We start from the raw sequence: 17,911 nt of genomic DNA on the forward strand, positions 1-17,911 counted from the left end.
TGAAGGGCGTTATGAGATCGATTAGAAATATGCCCAATGGATTTCACGTTGCAGCTAGGCGGCAAGTTCGTGAATCCCCAGGAGCTTACTTGAGTAAGTGATTGGGGTGAGCAAATGAAGCCAACAACGCTGCAGCTTGAAAGACGAAGGGGATAAGATGACGTCTGACCCGCCGGACAAACAATTAAGAGGTCATGATGAGTACTGAAATTAAAACTCAGGTCGTGGTACTTGGGGCGGGCCCGGCAGGTTACTCTGCTGCCTTTCGTTGCGCTGACTTAGGTCTTGAAACCGTTCTGGTTGAACGTTATTCCACTCTGGGCGGGGTTTGCCTGAACGTGGGATGCATCCCTTCCAAAGCCCTGTTGCACGTTGCCAAAGTGATCGAAGAAGCCAAAGCCCTGGCCGAACACGGTATTGTTTTCGGCGAGCCGAAAACCGACATCGACAAAGTGCGCGTCTGGAAAGAAAAAGTCATCAATCAGCTGACCGGCGGTCTGGCTGGTATGGCTAAAGGCCGTAAAGTGAAAGTGGTTAACGGCCTGGGCAAGTTCACCGGCGCTAACACCCTGGTTGTGGAAGGCGAAAATGGCCCAACCACCATCAACTTCGACAATGCCATCATTGCCGCAGGTTCCCGTCCGATCCAACTGCCATTCATTCCTCATGAAGATCCACGCGTGTGGGACTCTACCGATGCACTGGAACTGAAAACTGTCCCAGAGCGTCTGCTGGTGATGGGCGGCGGTATCATCGGCCTGGAAATGGGCACCGTATACCATGCGCTGGGTTCACAGATCGACGTAGTAGAAATGTTTGACCAGGTGATCCCGGCGGCTGACAAAGACGTGGTGAAAGTCTTCACCAAACGCATCAGCAAGCAGTTCAACCTGATGCTGGAAACCAAAGTGACCGCGGTAGAAGCCAAAGAAGACGGCATCTACGTCACTATGGAAGGCAAAAAAGCGCCTGCAGAACCACAGCGTTACGACGCGGTGCTGGTGGCTATCGGTCGTGTGCCGAACGGCAAACTGCTGGAAGCGGGTAAAGCCGGTGTTGAAGTTGATGAACGTGGCTTCATCAACGTCGACAAACAACTGCGCACCAACGTGCCGCACATCTTCGCTATCGGCGATATCGTCGGTCAACCGATGTTGGCGCACAAAGGCGTGCATGAAGGCCACGTTGCCGCTGAAGTTATCGCCGGCATGAAGCACTATTTCGATCCGAAAGTGATCCCATCCATCGCGTACACCGAGCCGGAAGTTGCCTGGGTGGGGCTGACCGAGAAAGAAGCGAAAGAGAAAGGCATCAGCTACGAAACATCCACCTTCCCGTGGGCAGCTTCTGGCCGTGCTATCGCTTCCGATTGTGCAGACGGCATGACCAAACTGATCTTCGACAAAGAAACTCACCGTATCATCGGTGGCGCAATTGTCGGCACCAACGGCGGCGAGCTGCTGGGTGAGATCGGTCTGGCTATCGAGATGGGTTGCGACGCAGAAGACATCGCGCTGACTATCCATGCTCACCCAACCCTGCACGAATCCGTAGGTTTGGCGGCTGAGATCTACGAAGGCAGCATCACCGACTTGCCTAACCCGAAAGCCAAGAAGAAGTAATTCTGCTGGTTTGAAAGGGTAATAAGCGGCTCCTGTAAAGGGGCCGTTTTTTTATGGGTGGAATGCCCGGTGACCGGCTGCTAAACCGGCAGAACAGACCCAAGTTCAGGGTATATAAAAAAGCGCCGCCTTGCATCCTATGGTTGATTTTTTAACCAGATTTGCGCGCAATGTCTTTGCTCGGTAGCGCTTGTATCGTTCTATAACGATGTAAGAAATCCGTTTTGGTGCCTGCTAACACCGAACGGGTTCGAAAGAACCGTCTTTATGGCGGTTTTTTTGTGCCCGACCCCCGCCAATTTCCCTGAATACATTAATAACCATTGTAAAAGTATGGATGTTGTGTTGTGCTCATCCGGTTGAGATTTTTCTGGTTGCGTAACCCACCCAGGTCCGCCACTGCGGCCTAACAGTCGATTACGCTGTGGTCAACGATTCAGCAAAGATTTAATGTTGCTTTTATGTGAACGAATTAACAACCAATTCAAATCCTGATATGCTGGCTGGGCGGAACCGGGCGCTGTACTTTACAGTCCAGGATATCGACAGCAGTGCCCCGTCAGGATCAATGGCATCAACACCGTGCGCTAAACCCGGTTTGAAGAGTTACCCTATGGCTTTCAAGTTGCAGTTAGGCGCCCAGCTCGTTCATCCCCAGGTGCTTACTCAGGTAAGTAACTGGGGATGAACGAGCGCAGGTAACAACACTGCGGCTTGGAAGACGACGGGTATAAACGCCAGGCACAATAAATGACAATGTGAGCGAGGAGAAAGTCGTGCTAGAAGAATACCGTAAGCACGTAGCCGAGCGTGCTGCAGAGGGCATCGTCCCTAAGCCATTAGATGCAACGCAAATGGCAGCGCTGGTTGAATCATTAAAAAATCCGCCAAAAGGCGAAGAAGAATTTCTGTTAGACCTGCTGATTAACCGTGTACCGCCAGGCGTCGACGAAGCCGCCTATGTCAAAGCCGGTTTTCTGGCAGCCATCGCCAAAAGCGAAGCAACCTCTCCCCTGATTACCCCTGAGAAAGCCATTGAACTGCTGGGCACCATGCAGGGCGGCTATAACATTCATCCGCTGATCGACGCGCTGGATAACGAAAAGCTGGCACCGATTGCCGCCAAGGCGTTGTCCCATACGCTGCTGATGTTTGACAACTTCTATGACGTAGAAGAAAAGGCCAAAGCGGGTAATCCACACGCCAAACAGATCATGCAGTCCTGGGCTGATGCCGAGTGGTATCTTTCACGCCCTAAACTGGCGGAAAAAATCACCGTAACCGTGTTCAAAGTCACCGGCGAAACCAATACCGATGATCTGTCACCGGCACCGGATGCCTGGTCGCGCCCGGATATCCCGTTGCACGCCCTGGCGATGCTGAAAAACGAACGTGAAGGCATAGTGCCGGATCAGCCGGGCAGCGTTGGCCCGATCAAGCAGATTGAACTACTGAACAAAAAAGGCTTCCCACTGGCCTACGTTGGTGACGTGGTTGGTACCGGTTCTTCCCGTAAGTCCGCCACCAACTCGGTGCTGTGGTTTATGGGCGACGACATCCCGCACGTGCCTAACAAGCGCGGCGGCGGGGTGGTGCTGGGGGGCAAAATTGCGCCTATCTTCTTCAACACCATGGAAGATGCCGGTGCACTACCGATTGAAGTGGACGTTAATGACCTGAACATGGGCGACGTTATTGACATTTACCCGTACAAAGGTGAAGTGCGTAACCATGAAACCGGTGAACTGATTGCCAACTTCGAACTGAAAACCGACGTGCTGCTCGACGAAGTGCGCGCCGGTGGCCGTATCCCACTGATCATCGGCCGTGGCCTGACTACAAAAGCTCGCGAATCTTTGGGCCTGCCGCATAGCGATGTGTTCCGCATTGCCAAAGAAGTGGCCGCCAGTAACAAAGGTTTCTCGCTGGCGCAGAAAATGGTTGGCCGCGCCTGTGGCGTTGCCGGCGTGCGTCCGGGGGAATACTGCGAGCCGAAGATGACCTCCGTCGGTTCTCAGGACACCACCGGCCCGATGACCCGTGATGAGCTGAAAGACCTGGCTTGCCTGGGCTTCTCCGCCGATCTGGTGATGCAGTCGTTCTGCCACACTGCCGCGTACCCGAAACCGGTTGATGTGACCACTCACCATACGCTGCCGGACTTTATCATGAACCGTGGTGGCGTCTCGCTGCGTCCTGGCGATGGTGTTATCCACTCCTGGCTGAACCGCATGCTGCTGCCGGATACCGTAGGCACCGGCGGTGACTCCCACACCCGTTTCCCAATCGGTATCTCTTTCCCGGCGGGTTCCGGCCTGGTTGCCTTTGCCGCTGCTACCGGCGTGATGCCGCTGGATATGCCTGAGTCGGTGCTGGTGCGCTTCAAAGGCAAGATGCAGCCTGGCATTACTCTGCGTGACCTGGTGCATGCAATCCCTTACTACGCCATTCAGCAGGGCCTGCTGACGGTTGAGAAGAAGGGCAAGAAGAACATCTTCTCCGGCCGTATTCTGGAAATTGAAGGCTTGCCGGAGCTGAAAGTTGAGCAGGCATTCGAACTGACTGATGCGTCGGCCGAACGTTCCGCTGCCGGCTGTACCATCAAGCTGGATAAGGCACCGATTGAAGAGTATCTGAACTCCAACATCGTGCTGCTGAAGTGGATGATCTCCGAAGGTTACGGCGACCGTCGTACTCTGGAGCGTCGCATTCAGGGCATGCAAAAATGGCTGGCGGATCCACAACTGCTGGAAGGCGATGCGGATGCTGAATACGCTGCGGTGATCGACATCGATCTGGCAGAGATCACTCAGCCAATCCTGTGCGCACCAAACGATCCGGACGATGCGCGTTTGCTGTCTGATGTGGCCAACAGCAAGATCGATGAAGTGTTCATCGGCTCCTGTATGACCAACATCGGCCACTTCCGTGCTGCCGGCAAGCTGCTGGATCAGCACAAAGGCCAGTTGCCGACCCGTCTGTGGGTGGCACCGCCAACCAAGATGGACGCAGCTCAGTTGACCGAAGAGGGTTACTACAGCGTATTCGGCAAGAGCGGTGCGCGCATCGAGATCCCAGGTTGTTCACTGTGCATGGGTAACCAGGCACGTGTGGCCGACGGTGCGACGGTAGTTTCCACCTCGACCCGTAACTTCCCGAACCGTTTGGGTACTGGCGCTAACGTCTATCTGGCGTCTGCAGAACTGGCGGCGGTGGCTTCATTGCTGGGCCGTCTGCCAACGCCGGACGAGTACCAGACGTACATGGCACAGGTCGATAAGTCAGCGGCGGATACCTACCGTTATCTGAACTTTGACCAACTGGGTCAGTACACTGAAAAAGCCGACGGCGTGATCTTCCAAACCGCCGTTTAAGCCGCGTTACCCTAAATAATTCGGGTTGCGGCAAGGCGGCAACTGAATGAATCCCCGGGAGTTTGGTCGACCAAATGACCGGGGTGAATAAAGGCGGTCAACGCCGTTGCAATTCGAAGAATGATGGGTAATATTGCGCAACTGTTCAACGGGAGGCCTTGGCCTCCCGTTTTATTTTTCTCAGTTGCCAACTTTGCGAGCGCTCACTGAGTTAGTCATGAATTAATGTTTACACTAAGAGAAAGGGCTCAGGAGGGCGTGCTATGGATTACGAATTTCTGCGTGACGTGACCGGACAGGTGATCGTCAGATTTTCGATGGGGCATGAGGCGATTGGCCACTGGATCAACGAAGAACTCAAAGGCAACTTCAACCTGCTCGATCGCATCGAAGCCGGTGCGGCGCAAGTGAAGGGCAGTGAGCGTCAATGGCAGTTGGAAGGTCATGAATACACGTTGCTGATGGACGGGGAGGAAGTGATGATCCGCGCTAACCTGTTGGAGTTCGAGGGCGATGAGATGGAGGAGGGGATGAATTACTATGACGAAGAAAGCCTCTCATTCTGCGGCGTCGAAGACTTTTTGCAGGTATTGAAGGCCTACCGCACCTTTATGCTGAACTACTGATTTTCCAACGGGCGCGGTATGTAGCGCCCCTGCATGGTAAATCTTAGGTGGCCGATTCTCGGCCGCCTTTCCTTTCCCCTAAAATGACTAAATAAAATCAAATAATCATGTCGTTGATTTTTTAATCTGCGACACAGCGCGCATTTGTTATTTTTTGATTCAATACAATCATTTTGATTAAAATAAATCAAAATGACGAGGGTAGGATGAAAATTAAGGCGGCAATAGAGAAAATCCCTGGGGGGATGATGGTCGTCCCACTGGTACTTGGCGCAATGATCAACACCTTTGCTCCACAGGCGCTGGATATCGGCGGTTTCACCACGGCATTGTTCAAAAACGGCGCTGCGCCGTTGATTGGTGCTTTCCTACTGTGCATGGGGGCTGGGATCAGTTTTAAAGCGGCTCCGCAGGCTCTGCTGCAAGGTGGCACCATCACCCTGACCAAACTGCTGGTTGCCATGGCGCTAGGATTGGGGGTTGAACATCTGTTTGGTGCGGAGGGCATTTTCGGCCTGACCGGCGTGGCAATCATTGCTGCGATGAGCAACTCCAACGGTGGCCTGTATGCGGCGCTGGTGGGGGAGTTTGGTAATGAGCGGGACGTGGGGGCGATCTCCATCCTGTCACTGAATGACGGGCCGTTCTTCACCATGATCGCGCTTGGAGCGGCAGGGATGGCGAATATTCCCCTGATGGCGTTGGTTGCCGTTCTGGTTCCTCTGCTGGTCGGGATGATGCTGGGTAATCTGGACCATCAGATGCGTGACTTCCTTACCAAAGGTGGCCCGATCCTGATCCCATTCTTTGCCTTCGCGCTCGGTGCTGGCATCAATCTGGAAATGCTGCTGCAAGGTGGTATGGCTGGGATCTTGCTCGGCGTGTTGACCACCTTTGTTGGCGGTTTCTTTAACATTCGCGCCGATCGGTTGGTGGGGGGCTCAGGTATCGCGGGTGCTGCGGCATCAAGCACCGCAGGTAATGCGGTAGCGACGCCATTGGCGATTGCCCAGGCGGACCCTTCGTTGGCCAGTGTCGCGACGGCGGCAGCCCCGTTGATTGCCGCTTCGGTGATCACCACCGCCCTTCTGACTCCGATACTCAGTTCTTGGGTCGCGAAGCGTAATGCCGCGAAAAACGCAGCGCTGGAGGAGGCGGCATGAAAATGCTCGTGATTGCTGATGACTTTACCGGGGCCAATGACACCGGTGTGCAACTGGCAAAAAAGGGAGCACGTACCGACGTGTTGCTCAACGAGTTGCCGCAGTCTACCCGACGCACGGATGTGTTGGTGATCAACACCGAAAGCCGGGCGTTACTTCCTGACATGGCCAGGGCCAAGGTTAGCGAAGCCCTGAAGCCTTACTGTCAAAGTGATACGCCGCCTCTGGTATATAAAAAGATCGACTCGACCTTTCGCGGCAATGTAGGGGCAGAGGTCGAGGCGGCGATGCTTGCCAGCGGTGCACAGTTGGCTATTGTTGCCGCTGCCATCCCCGCTGCGGGCCGGGTAACGCTCAATGGTGAATGCCGGGTTCACGGCGTGCCGCTGGTGGAAACCGAGTTCGCCAGCGATCCGAAAACGCCAATCGTCTCTTCTCATATCAAGACGTTGATTGGTTTGCAGACCGCCTATCCGATCCACGAGTTGGATTTGCAAACGGTACGCAGCGGCAAGCTGGGCAGTGAATTACCCCGCTTGAGCCAGAACGGGCCAGCAATCGTGGTCGTGGATGCCGAAACCGATGGCGATTTGGCGCAATTAGCACAGGCAATCCAGCAGCTCAACTGCCGTTATCTACTGGTGGGCGCGGCGGGGTTGGCAAATGCACTGCCAGCCAACAGCTATCTGGCCACTCGCCAGCGCCTACCTGTGCTGGTGGTTGCGGGTTCGATGAGCGAAGCCACCCGGCAGCAGATTGTGTTTGCAGCTGAAGAAAAGTCGCTCGGCATTCTGGATATTAATGTCGAAGGCTTGTTGCAGCCGGACAGCCAGACCGCGGTAGATGAAATTATTCGCCAGGCGGCCTGTGTGCTGCGGGATCGGCAACACTGCGTGTTACGCACCTGTCGGGATGCTGATGCCCGCCAGGTGATCGAGACGCTGTGTGAAAAGTATGACCTCTCGCGCCAGCAATTAGGCGACAAAATCAGCCAGACGCTGGGCGCAATCACTTTGTCGATCATCAATCAGGCCCAGATTGGCGGCCTGTTCCTGACCGGTGGCGATATCGCTATTGCCGTAGCCAGAGCGTTAGGCGCGGAAGGATATCGGATCACCAGCGAAGTGGCGCCTTGTGTACCTTGCGGAACGTTCGTCAACAGCGAGATCGACGATCTGCCGGTGATCACCAAAGCCGGCGGATTTGGCAGCGCATCAACGCTACGGGATGCACTTTATTATATTGAGGAGATGTACAGTGGCAAATAACACGATTGCGGTCACCATGGGCGATCCGGCAGGCATCGGGCCAGAGATTATCATCAAGGCGCTGTCTGAAGGCGAGCTGGCGGGAACGCCAGCGGTCGTGGTGGGCTGTCTGCAAACGTTGCAACGCATACAGGCGTTGGGGATCGTGCCAAAAGTGGAATTGAGGCCGATCCTGCAAGTTTCGCAGGCTCGCTTTGCGCCCGGTATTATCAACGTCATTGATGAACCGCTAGAGGACCCCGCAGCGCTGACACCAGGGAAAGTGCAGGCACAGGCGGGCGATCTGGCTTACCGATGCGTAAAGCGTGCTACCGAACTGGCAATGGCCGGAGAGGTCATGGCCATTGCTACCGCGCCGTTAAACAAGGAGGCGCTGCATCTGGCCGGGCATCTGTACCCAGGTCATACGGAGCTGCTGGCAACGCTGACCAACAGCCGCGATTACGCCATGGTGCTGTATACCGACAAGTTGAAGGTGATCCATGTTTCAACCCATATCGCCCTGCGTAAATTCCTCGACACGCTGAGTGCCGAACGTATTGAAACGGTGGTGGCGATGGCGGACGCCTTCCTCAAACGCGTTGGTTTTAAACAGCCAAGGATCGCGGTGGCCGGGGTTAACCCCCATGCGGGTGAAAATGGCCTGTTTGGCGATGAAGAGATCAACATCGTCAGCCCGGCGATTGCGGCAATGAAACAACGTGGAATTGATGTTACAGGCCCATGCCCACCGGATACCGTGTTCTTGCAGGCTTACGAGGGGCACTACGATATGGTGGTCGCCATGTATCACGATCAGGGGCATATTCCGCTCAAGCTGTTGGGCTTCTATGATGGAGTTAACATCACGGCAGGCCTGCCATTTATCCGGACTTCTGCCGACCACGGCACCGCGTTTGATATTGCCTGGACAGGTAAAGCCAAGTCTGAGAGCATGGCTATCTCGATTCAATTAGCCACTCAGTTGGCGTGATAGCGCGGACGTCATGAAGCCAAAAACTCGCCAGGACCAGATTCTGGAATACCTCAAAGCCCATAATCTGGTCACGGTTGAGCAATTGGTCAGCGCTATCGATGCTTCTCCTGCCACCATCCGGCGCGATTTGATCAAGCTGGATGAGCAGGGGATCATCAACCGCAGCCATGGCGGTGTGGCCCTCAACCGCTTTATCCCCGCACAGCCCACCACCAATGAAAAGCAGCTGCGTAATCCGCAGGAGAAGCGGGCGATCGCCCAGTATGCTGCAACGATGGTTAAAGCTGGAGATGCGGTAGTGCTGGATGCAGGCACCACCATGCTGGAACTGGCGCGGCACTTGACTCACCTCCCGCTGCGGGTGATCACCGCCGATCTGCATATCGCCCTGTTCCTCTCTGGTTTTAAACAGATCGAAGTGACCATCATCGGTGGCCGGATTGATGACAGCAGCCAGTCCTGTGTCGGCGATCACGGGCGTAGACTGTTGCGTGGGATCTACCCGGATATTGCGTTTGTCAGCTGTAACTCGTGGAGTATTGAGAAAGGCATTACTACCCCAACCGAAGAGAAGGTGGGTCTGAAGCAGGATCTGATGGCCAATGCACGCCAGCGGGTGTTGCTGGCAGACAGCAGCAAGTACGAGGCTTACTCGTTATTCTGTGTGACCCCACTTGGCAACCTGACGGATATCGTTACCGATAAGGCGTTGCCTGCCACCGTTCAACGTCAACTGACCGATCTACCCGGTGGCCTGCATTTGGTATAACGCTCAGCGCAATGTATTGAATCTCCAGGGGCGCTGCATAAAGCGCCCGCCAGCGATTACAGGTGTGGGATGTTCCGTCCGTAATAGATTTCCTGCATCTCTTTCCACAGCAGATCGGTAATCTTTTTACGTTCGGCGGCACTCAGCGCATCCGGTTTGGCATTAAACAGGTAGTGCTTCAGATCGAAATCCTTCAGCAACATCTTGGTATGGAAGATGTTCTCCTGATAAACATTCACGTCCATCATGTGGTACAGCGCCTTCATATCATCAGACATAAAGTTCTGGATCGAATTGATCTCATGATCGATGTAATGCTTCACGCCATTCACGTCGCGGGTAAAACCGCGCACGCGGTAGTCCATGGTAACGATGTCGGATTCCAACTGATGGATCAGGTAATTCAGCGCTTTCAGCGGTGAGATTACGCCGCAGGTCGATACTTCGATATCGGCGCGGAAAGTGCACAAACCGCCTTCCGGATGGCTCTCCGGATAGGTGTGAACGCAGATGTGGCTCTTGTCCAGGTGCGCAACCACCGTTTTTGACAGTGGACCTGGGTGCTCCGAGGTATCGACATCGTTCGGATCCATCGGTTCTTCACTGACCAGAATGGTGACGCTGGCTCCCTGAGGCTCATAGTCCTGGCGGGCGATATTCAGAATATTGGCGCCAATGATCGAGCAGGTCTCGCTCAGGATCTCGGTCAGGCGATTGGCGTTGTATTGTTCGTCAATGTAGGCGATATAGCCAGCGCGGTCATCCGCAGTTTTGGCGTAACAAATATCGTAAATACAAAAACTCAGGCTCTTGGTCAGGTTGTTAAAGCCGTGCAGTTTTAGCTTTTGCAATTTGGTTCACCTCCTTTATCTTCTCGCTTAACGTGAAACGTTCATTCCCGGCATACTTGAAGCTGCCTCTGCGTTGGCTGTGCTCGTTCACCCGAATCACTTACAGGAGTAAGCTCCCCGGGGTTCGCTCACTGGCCGCCTTGATGCAACTCCAATTATTTTGGGCATAGTGCGTTGAGCAAATACTGCGGCAGAGCAAAGCTGCCCGCGTGAATTGCCGGGTTGTAATAACGACAGTTTAAGCCGCTTTGATGAAAGCGATGTTGCAGCGTTGTCAGATCAAGCTGACGCAGAGTCGGATCCTGACTCGCCCAGGCGAAGGTCATGATGCCACCGTAATAGGTCGGAATTGCCGCCTGATAGAAGCTGACGTCATTGAAGTACTGGCTCAGCCTGGTGTGGCTATTGACCGCTTCGTCTTGCTGCAGGAAGCACACGCCGTTCTGCGCAACAAAAATGCCGCCCTCGTTCAGGCAGCGTGCGCAGCCTTCGTAGAATGCTGAGGTGAACAGGCTTTCGCCGGGGCCGATGGGATCGGTACAGTCAGAGATAATCACATCGAATTTTTCATCGGTCTGATTAACAAAGTTGACGCCGTCGTCGATCACCAGCTTGAAGCGTGGGTCGTCGTAAGCACCGGCATTGTGGTTGGGCAGATATTGGCGGCAGAACTCGACCACACCGGCGTCGATTTCAACCATGGTGATCTGCTCTACGCCCTGATGGCGTCTGACTTCGCGCAGCATGGCGCCGTCGCCACCACCGATGATCAGCACCTTCTTCGCCTGGCCGTGAGCCAGCAGCGGGATGTGGGTCATCATTTCGTGATAGATAAACTCATCGCGCTCGGTGGTTTGTACCACGCCGTCGAGCGCCATCACGCGCCCCAGAACCGGGTTTTCAAAAATCACCAAATCCTGATGCTCGGTCTTCTCACGATACAGTACGTTCTCTACCGAGAAGTACTGGCCGAAGTTGGCATGCAGCGTTTCATACCAAATTTCTTTCTGGGTCATGTGCGGGGACTCCGTAATAACAGCCATGAAAAATTGGCGCAACATCATAGCTAACTCTGCCTGGTGATGCACGGCTGAATTTCAAACAGAGGTAGCGCAAGGCGGGAGGATTAGTTGGCGTATGCCAGCAGGCTCAGCGAGTCGCGTGCCAGGGATTTGCATTTATTGGGGGTAGGGATGGCGATCCCACTGAGATCGCGATAGCTGTCTTCACCCAGCGCATTCATATTAAAACTATTATAGTTGGTCAGATCCCAACGGTTTTGCTGAGCAAAATAAACGATGGCGCGCTTGATTTGGGCATTGGGCAAGTCGTTGTAGCCGCAGTCGTTTTTCAAATAAATAAAGACCGCCGTCAGATCGGCCAGATCTTCCGCTTCAGACTCATTCAGCGCCAGACTGGCGTTGGAGAACCCCAGCATGGTGAGCAACAGCACCAGTAACGTTGTTTTTTTCATCATGAAAATAGACCTTTTTATTGTCCACAGACGTTATCACACTTGCCTATAAAGGCACCAAATTTTATTACCTGTAGGTAACATAACCGGCAGCAAAGGCTTGACCTTCCGCTAAGGGGAGGGTTTAGGCTGTGAACAGATCAATCTATACCCATACTCTTTCAAGTTGCGGTGCAGCTTGTGCCGCATTAAGTGTCGAACACTGAAAAAGGGAGTCAGCGATGTTACGCCGTGATTTTATCAAACTGACCGCTGCGCTGGGCGCGGCAAGTGCTTTACCCATGTGGAGCCGGGGCCTGTGGGCCGCTGAGCTGCCAGCGTTGCCGATCCCGCCGCTGCTGATGCCGGACGCTCAAGGGAACATTGCGCTAGCGCTGCAAACTGGAGAAATGAACTGGCTGCCGGGTAGGGCTACCCAAACCTGGGGAGTTAATGGTGCGTTATTGGGGCCTGCGGTGCGATTGCAGCGCGGCAAGCCGGTGACGGTGGATATTCGCAATGGCTTGCCGGAGGCCAGTACCGTTCACTGGCACGGCCTGGAAATCCCCGGTGACGTTGATGGCGGCCCGCAGGCACTAATTCAGCCAGGCACCACGCGCAGGGTGCAATTCACAGTTGAACAGCCCGCCGCCACCTGCTGGTTCCATCCGCACACTCACGGCAAGACCGGTCAGCAAGTGATGATGGGCCTGGCGGGGTTGGTACTGCTGGAAGACGATGAGAGCAGTAAGTTGCCGCTACCGAAAACCTGGGGGCAGGATGATATTCCGGTGATCCTGCAGGACAAGCGGCTGGGTAAAGATGCACAGATTGAATACCAACTGGACGTAATGAGTGCCGCAGTAGGCTGGTTTGGTGACCGTATGTTCACCAACGGCGCCCAGTACCCACGGCATGTGGCACCGCGCGGTTGGCTGCGTTTGCGTTTCCTCAACGGTTGTAACGCGCGTTCACTGAATCTGGCAACCAGCGATAATCGTCCGCTCTACGTGATTGCCAGCGACGGTGGTTTTTTGGCCGAGCCGGTCAAGCTGACCGAACTGCCGATGCTGATGGGCGAACGCTTTGAAGTGCTGGTGGATGCCTCCGACGGTAAACCCTTCGATATTGTTACGCTGCCGGTTAAACAGATGGGCATGACGCTGGCCCCGTTCGACCAGCCGCTGCCGGTATTACATATTCAGCCTTCGCTGGCGCAGGGTATCAAGAGCATGCCGGACAGCCTGGTCAAATTGCCTGCAATACCGGCGGTAAGCGGGATCCAGGAACGCTGGTTGCAACTGATGATGAACCCGCAGTTGGATAAGCTGGGTATGCAGGCATTGATGGATCGTTACGGTCATCAGGCCATGGCCGGCATGAGCATGGATCACGGCAGCATGCCTAAAGACAATGGTGATATGGCCGGCATGAAAGGCATGGACCATGGCAGTATGAAGGGGATGGACCATGGCAGTATGAAGGGGATGGACCATGGCAGTATGAAGGGGATGGACCATGGTAGTATGAAGGGGATGGACCACGGCAATATGAAAGGGATGGATCATGGTGCCAAACCGTTCGACTTCAGTCACGGCAACATGATCAACGGCAAGGCCTTCGACATGACCAAGCCGATGTTTGAAGCCAAGCGCGGCAAATACGAAAAATGGACCATTTCGGGTGAGGGCGACATGATGCTGCATCCGTTCCATATTCACGGCACCCAGTTCCGCATCCTGTCGGAAAACGGCAAACCTCCGGCAGCTCACCGCAGCGGCTGGAAAGACACCGTGCGGGTCGAAGGTTGGCGCAGTGAAGTATTGGTACGCTTTGATCACCCGGCCAATAGCGATCATGCCTATATGGCCCACTGCCACCTGTTGGAACATGAAGATACCGGCATGATGCTGGGCTTTACCGTAACCGACTGATTCAACCCACGCTGGAAAAAACTGGCGGCGCACTCGCGTCGCCAGCGCTTGGTTTGGCCATAGGAAGTGGCTATGCTGTTTAAAATTTCAGCTAAGGAGGGGGGCATTATGCCGACAAAATTGGACCCTATTGTCTCAGAGTTTGAAACTCAAGAGCAGGCTGACAGCTATGACCGTTGGTTTCGCAGCCAGGTTGAGGCAGCAATCAATAGTCGTGCGCCTTTGATTCCTCATGATGAAGTCATGGCAGGGGCCCGCAACATTATCGAAGAAGCTAAAGCCAAAAGAAAATCAGCCTGATGCTGACCGTCAAATGGACTGACGAGGCAAAAACGGGGTTATATACCCTGCTCGCTTTTATCGCGGAACAAAATCCAGTTGCCGCTGAGTCGCTGATGCAGCGTATAGAAGAGTCGGTAATTCCAGTAACTGAACATCCTTATTTGTTTCGATCTGGCCGCGTAGCAGGAACTCGTGAAATAGTGGTACACCCAAATTACATCGTGATTTATCGCGTATTGGCGGAGTATATCGAGGTACTAAGTGTGCTTCATGCCCGTTAGGAATACCCTCGAGCTATACCCTAAACTTAGTCGATACGCAGTTCCGGTAGAATAACCAGGCGGCGGACTCGCGTCGCCAGCGGCTGCAGGCTATGCTAAACTCTGCGCCCTTCTTCCGGCAACTGACCTGAAACCTATGAAACACACTGTAGAAGTAATGATTTCCGAGCAGGAAGTTAAGACCCGTATCGCCGAACTTGGCCGCCAGATTACCGAAGATTACCGCGATAGCGGCAGTGATATGGTGCTGGTCGGGCTGCTGCGCGGCTCCTTTATGTTCATGGCCGATCTATGTCGCACCATTGAGGTGCCGCATGAGGTCGACTTTATGACCGCCTCCAGCTACGGCAGCGGTATGTCCACCACCCGTGACGTAAAAATTCTCAAGGATTTGGATGAAGACATCCGTGGCAAAGACGTCCTGATCGTCGAAGACATCATTGACTCAGGCAATACGCTGAATAAAGTGCGCGAAATTCTGGCGTTGCGCGGGCCGAAATCGCTGGCGATTTGTACCCTGCTGGATAAGCCTGAACGACGTGAAGTCGAAGTGCCGGTTGAGTACGTGGGCTTCCCGATCCCGGACGAGTTTGTGGTGGGTTACGGCATCGACTATGCTCAGCGTTATCGCCATTTGCCGTACGTGGGTAAAGTGGTACTGCTGGACGAGTAATATGCGGTAGGCGCGGTAAACCGCGCCTCTGACAGGATTAAATCCCCTTATCCTGCTGCAAGGTGGCCATCGCCTTGCGATAGCCCATCTCCAGGCTCTCGCGGCTGGTGGCGACCACTTCAAGATCGCGCAAGCGCCCGTCCTGAATGCCGTACACCCAACCGTGAATCATCACTTTTTGGCCGCGTTTCCATGCTGATTGCATGATTGTGGAATGGCCCAGGTTGTAGACCTGCTCAATCACGTTGATTTCACAGAGTACGTCGAGGCGTTTTTCCGGCTCCAGTTCGCCCAGCAGTGAGCTGTGCTTGTACCACAGGTCACGGATGTGCAGCAGCCAGTTGTTGATCAGCCCCAGTTCCGGATTCTCAACCGCGGCTTCTACACCACCGCAGCCCAGGTGGCCGCAGATAATGATATGCTCAACTTCCAGTACATCGACGGCGTACTGCACCACCGACAGGCAGTTTAAATCGGTGTGAATTACCAGGTTGGCCACGTTACGGTGAACAAAGAGTTCACCCGGCTCCAGCCCGGTCAGTCTTTCCGCGGGAACGCGGCTGTCTGAACAACCTATCCATAAAAAGCGAGGCTTTTGCGCCTGGGCTAAACGTTCAAAAAAGTCCGGGTCTTCCTTGCTGATATTAGCTGACCAGGTATGGTTATTAGCGATAAGCTTTTCGATTTCGTTCATGGAAGTTATAGGCCTGTAACGAGCAGATTGCGTTGGGGTAATATAAGACAAGCGTCACAATTTGGATATCGGAACAGTTATGCGAGAGGATATTCAGCCACTTTTTATACAGTAAGGCGGGATGGAACCTGGATTTTCCGCACGGATTTGCCTCAGTGAAAACGCTGCTGATGATAACATCACCTTCATTACAAGACGCAGCAGCATACTCATCGTCACAAGGTACTTTTTAGCTTATGAATTATGCACTGGAAATAGCGCAGTTGACCAAGACTTACGCCGGTGGCGTCAAGGCATTGCGCGGGATCGATCTGAACGTCGAGGCAGGGGATTTCTACGCCTTGCTGGGGCCGAACGGCGCTGGAAAATCCACTACCATCGGCATTATCAGTTCGCTGGTCAATAAGACGTCCGGCAGCGTGCGGGTGTTCGGCTACGACATCGATAAAGACATCGTCAACGCCAAGCGCCAACTCGGGCTGGTGCCGCAGGAATTCAACTTTAACCCGTTCGAAACCGTGATGCAGATTGTGGTCAATCAGGCCGGCTACTATGGCGTTACCCGTCGTGAGGCATTGGTGCGGGCGGAAAAATACCTGACCCAGTTGGATCTGTGGGGCAAGCGCGACGAACGCGCCCGCATGTTATCTGGTGGGATGAAGCGCCGACTGATGATCGCTCGTGCATTGATGCATCAGCCAAAATTGCTGATCCTCGACGAACCGACCGCTGGGGTAGATATCGAGTTGCGCCGCTCGATGTGGGGCTTCCTGAAAGAGCTTAATGCTCAGGGCACCACCATTATTCTTACCACTCACTATCTGGAAGAGGCAGAAATGCTGTGCCGCAATATCGGCATTATCCAGAACGGTGAGCTGGTGGAGAACACCTCGATGAAAGGCCTGTTGGCCAAGCTGAAGTCTGAAACCTTCATCCTCGATCTGGCGGCGAAAAGCCCGTTGCCGAAGCTGGACGGTTACCGCCATCGCCTGACGGATACCTCAACGCTGGAAGTGGAAGTGATGCGCGAACAGGGTCTGAATGGCCTGTTTGCCCAGCTCAGTGCGCAGGGCGTTCAGGTACTGAGCATGCGTAACAAGGCTAACCGGCTGGAAGAGCTGTTTGTCACCCTGGTTAACGGTAATGGAGAAAAAGCATGATGCGTTTGTATTGGGTGGCCTTGCAGAGCATCTGGGCCAAAGAGATCAACCGTTTTGCCCGCATCTGGATCCAGACGCTGGTGCCGCCGGTGATCACCATGACGCTGTATTTCATCATCTTCGGCAACCTGATTGGTTCACGCATCGGTGAGATGCACGGTTTTGATTACATGCAGTTTATTGTTCCCGGCCTGATTATGATGGCGGTGATCACCAACTCATACGCCAACGTCGCGTCATCGTTCTTCAGCGCCAAATTCCAGCGCAATATCGAAGAGTTGCTGGTGGCGCCGGTACCGACGCACGTGGTGATTGCCGGTTACGTCGGTGGTGGCGTAGCGCGCGGTATTTGCGTCGGCGTGCTGGTGACCGTGATTTCGCTGTTCTTCGTGCCTTTGCAGGTACATGCCTGGTGGGTGATTGTCGCCACGCTGCTGCTGACGGCGATTTTGTTCTCGCTGGCGGGGCTGATCAACGCGGTGTTTGCCACGACCTTTGATGATATCAGCCTGATCCCGACCTTCGTGCTGACGCCGCTGACCTACCTGGGCGGGGTGTTTTACTCACTGACGCTGCTGCCGCCGTTCTGGCAGGCGGTGTCCAAACTGAACCCGATTGTCTACATGATCAGCGGATTCCGCTATGGCTTCCTGGGCATCAGCGACGTGCCGTTGACGCTGACCATGACGGTGCTGGTGGCGTTCATTGCGGTGTTCTACCTGCTGTCCTGGTACCTGATTGAGCGCGGTCGCGGTCTGCGTACCTGATTGACCCGCGTCCCCGGG

At 54.3% G+C, this 17,911-nt stretch carries 17 protein-coding genes; 13 read left to right on the forward strand and 4 right to left on the reverse strand.

All coding sequences use genetic code 11. The features are described 5' to 3' along the window. Positions 1-197 precede the first annotated feature (197 nt). From lpdA to ACUTSU_RS14185, 7 genes are all read left to right on the forward strand, one after another. Entirely contained in the window at positions 198-1,622 is a 1,425-nt protein-coding gene (gene lpdA, locus ACUTSU_RS14155) for a dihydrolipoyl dehydrogenase (RefSeq protein ID WP_012146711.1), read from the forward strand. A 776-nt stretch (positions 1,623-2,398) separates the two neighbouring features. Beyond that, a complete protein-coding gene (gene acnB, locus ACUTSU_RS14160; RefSeq protein WP_445651772.1) occupies positions 2,399-4,996 on the forward strand; it encodes a bifunctional aconitate hydratase 2/2-methylisocitrate dehydratase in 2,598 nt (865 codons plus the stop codon). A 263-nt stretch (positions 4,997-5,259) separates the two neighbouring features. Further along, a complete protein-coding gene (gene yacL, locus ACUTSU_RS14165; protein ID WP_445651773.1) occupies positions 5,260-5,622 on the forward strand; it encodes a protein YacL in 363 nt (120 codons plus the stop codon). Positions 5,623-5,828: 206 nt separating this feature from the next. Further along, the gene (locus ACUTSU_RS14170) at positions 5,829-6,785 is read left to right on the forward strand and encodes a 2-keto-3-deoxygluconate permease 1 (RefSeq protein ID WP_445654302.1); all 957 of its coding nucleotides are present in this window, start codon (positions 5,829-5,831) and stop codon (positions 6,783-6,785) included. Then, positions 6,782-8,053 (forward strand): D-threonate kinase, encoded by a 1,272-nt coding sequence (gene dtnK, locus ACUTSU_RS14175; RefSeq protein ID WP_445654303.1) that lies wholly within the window; start codon positions 6,782-6,784, stop codon positions 8,051-8,053. The genes ACUTSU_RS14170 and dtnK overlap by 4 nt, the downstream gene beginning before the upstream one ends. Beyond that, entirely contained in the window at positions 8,013-9,026 is a 1,014-nt protein-coding gene (locus ACUTSU_RS14180; RefSeq protein ID WP_445651776.1) for a D-threonate 4-phosphate dehydrogenase, read from the forward strand. The genes dtnK and ACUTSU_RS14180 overlap by 41 nt, the downstream gene beginning before the upstream one ends. A gap of 13 nt (positions 9,027-9,039) precedes the next feature. Next, a complete protein-coding gene (locus ACUTSU_RS14185; RefSeq protein WP_445651777.1) occupies positions 9,040-9,798 on the forward strand; it encodes a DeoR/GlpR family DNA-binding transcription regulator in 759 nt (252 codons plus the stop codon). 56 nt (positions 9,799-9,854) lie between these two features. Here ACUTSU_RS14185 and speD read toward each other — a convergent pair whose 3' ends face one another. From speD to ACUTSU_RS14200, 3 genes are all read right to left on the reverse strand, one after another. Further along, positions 9,855-10,649 carry an adenosylmethionine decarboxylase gene (gene speD, locus ACUTSU_RS14190; RefSeq protein ID WP_445651778.1) on the reverse strand — a complete coding sequence of 265 codons (795 nt, stop codon included), beginning with the start codon at positions 10,647-10,649 and terminating at the stop codon, positions 9,855-9,857. 155 nt (positions 10,650-10,804) lie between these two features. Then, entirely contained in the window at positions 10,805-11,665 is an 861-nt protein-coding gene (speE, locus tag ACUTSU_RS14195) for a polyamine aminopropyltransferase (RefSeq protein ID WP_445651779.1), read from the reverse strand. 110 nt (positions 11,666-11,775) lie between these two features. Beyond that, entirely contained in the window at positions 11,776-12,123 is a 348-nt protein-coding gene (locus ACUTSU_RS14200) for a YacC family pilotin-like protein (protein ID WP_445651874.1), read from the reverse strand. A gap of 221 nt (positions 12,124-12,344) precedes the next feature. Here ACUTSU_RS14200 and cueO point away from each other — a divergent pair, with 221 nt between their 5' ends. The 4 genes from cueO to hpt all read left to right on the forward strand — a co-directional run bounded on the left by cueO (position 12,345) and on the right by hpt (position 15,272). Then, the gene (cueO, locus tag ACUTSU_RS14205; protein ID WP_445654304.1) at positions 12,345-14,036 is read left to right on the forward strand and encodes a multicopper oxidase CueO; all 1,692 of its coding nucleotides are present in this window, start codon (positions 12,345-12,347) and stop codon (positions 14,034-14,036) included. Positions 14,037-14,144: 108 nt separating this feature from the next. Next, positions 14,145-14,336, forward strand: coding sequence for a type II toxin-antitoxin system RelB family antitoxin (gene relB / locus ACUTSU_RS14210; RefSeq protein ID WP_445651875.1), 192 nt, complete (start codon positions 14,145-14,147; stop codon positions 14,334-14,336). Further along, positions 14,336-14,599: a type II toxin-antitoxin system RelE/ParE family toxin gene (locus tag ACUTSU_RS14215; protein WP_445651781.1), complete on the forward strand. Its 264-nt coding sequence runs from the start codon at positions 14,336-14,338 to the stop codon at positions 14,597-14,599. The genes relB and ACUTSU_RS14215 overlap by 1 nt, the downstream gene beginning before the upstream one ends. Positions 14,600-14,735: 136 nt before the next feature. Beyond that, a complete protein-coding gene (gene hpt / locus ACUTSU_RS14220) occupies positions 14,736-15,272 on the forward strand; it encodes a hypoxanthine phosphoribosyltransferase (protein ID WP_012146700.1) in 537 nt (178 codons plus the stop codon). Between the two features lie 37 nt (positions 15,273-15,309). Here hpt and can read toward each other — a convergent pair whose 3' ends face one another. Beyond that, entirely contained in the window at positions 15,310-15,966 is a 657-nt protein-coding gene (gene can / locus ACUTSU_RS14225) for a carbonate dehydratase (RefSeq protein ID WP_261092549.1), read from the reverse strand. A 236-nt stretch (positions 15,967-16,202) separates the two neighbouring features. Here can and ACUTSU_RS14230 point away from each other — a divergent pair, with 236 nt between their 5' ends. Together ACUTSU_RS14230 and ACUTSU_RS14235 are read left to right on the forward strand one after the other, a co-directional pair. Beyond that, on the forward strand, positions 16,203-17,126 hold the full coding sequence (locus ACUTSU_RS14230; protein WP_012146698.1) for an ABC transporter ATP-binding protein: 924 nt from the start codon (positions 16,203-16,205) through the stop codon (positions 17,124-17,126). Continuing rightward, positions 17,123-17,893, forward strand: a complete 771-nt coding sequence (locus ACUTSU_RS14235; RefSeq protein ID WP_012146697.1) for an ABC transporter permease — start codon at positions 17,123-17,125, stop codon at positions 17,891-17,893. The genes ACUTSU_RS14230 and ACUTSU_RS14235 overlap by 4 nt, the downstream gene beginning before the upstream one ends. The last annotated feature ends 18 nt before the right edge of the window (positions 17,894-17,911 follow it).

The sequence above is a fragment of the Serratia sp. NA_13 genome (assembly GCF_052691735.1).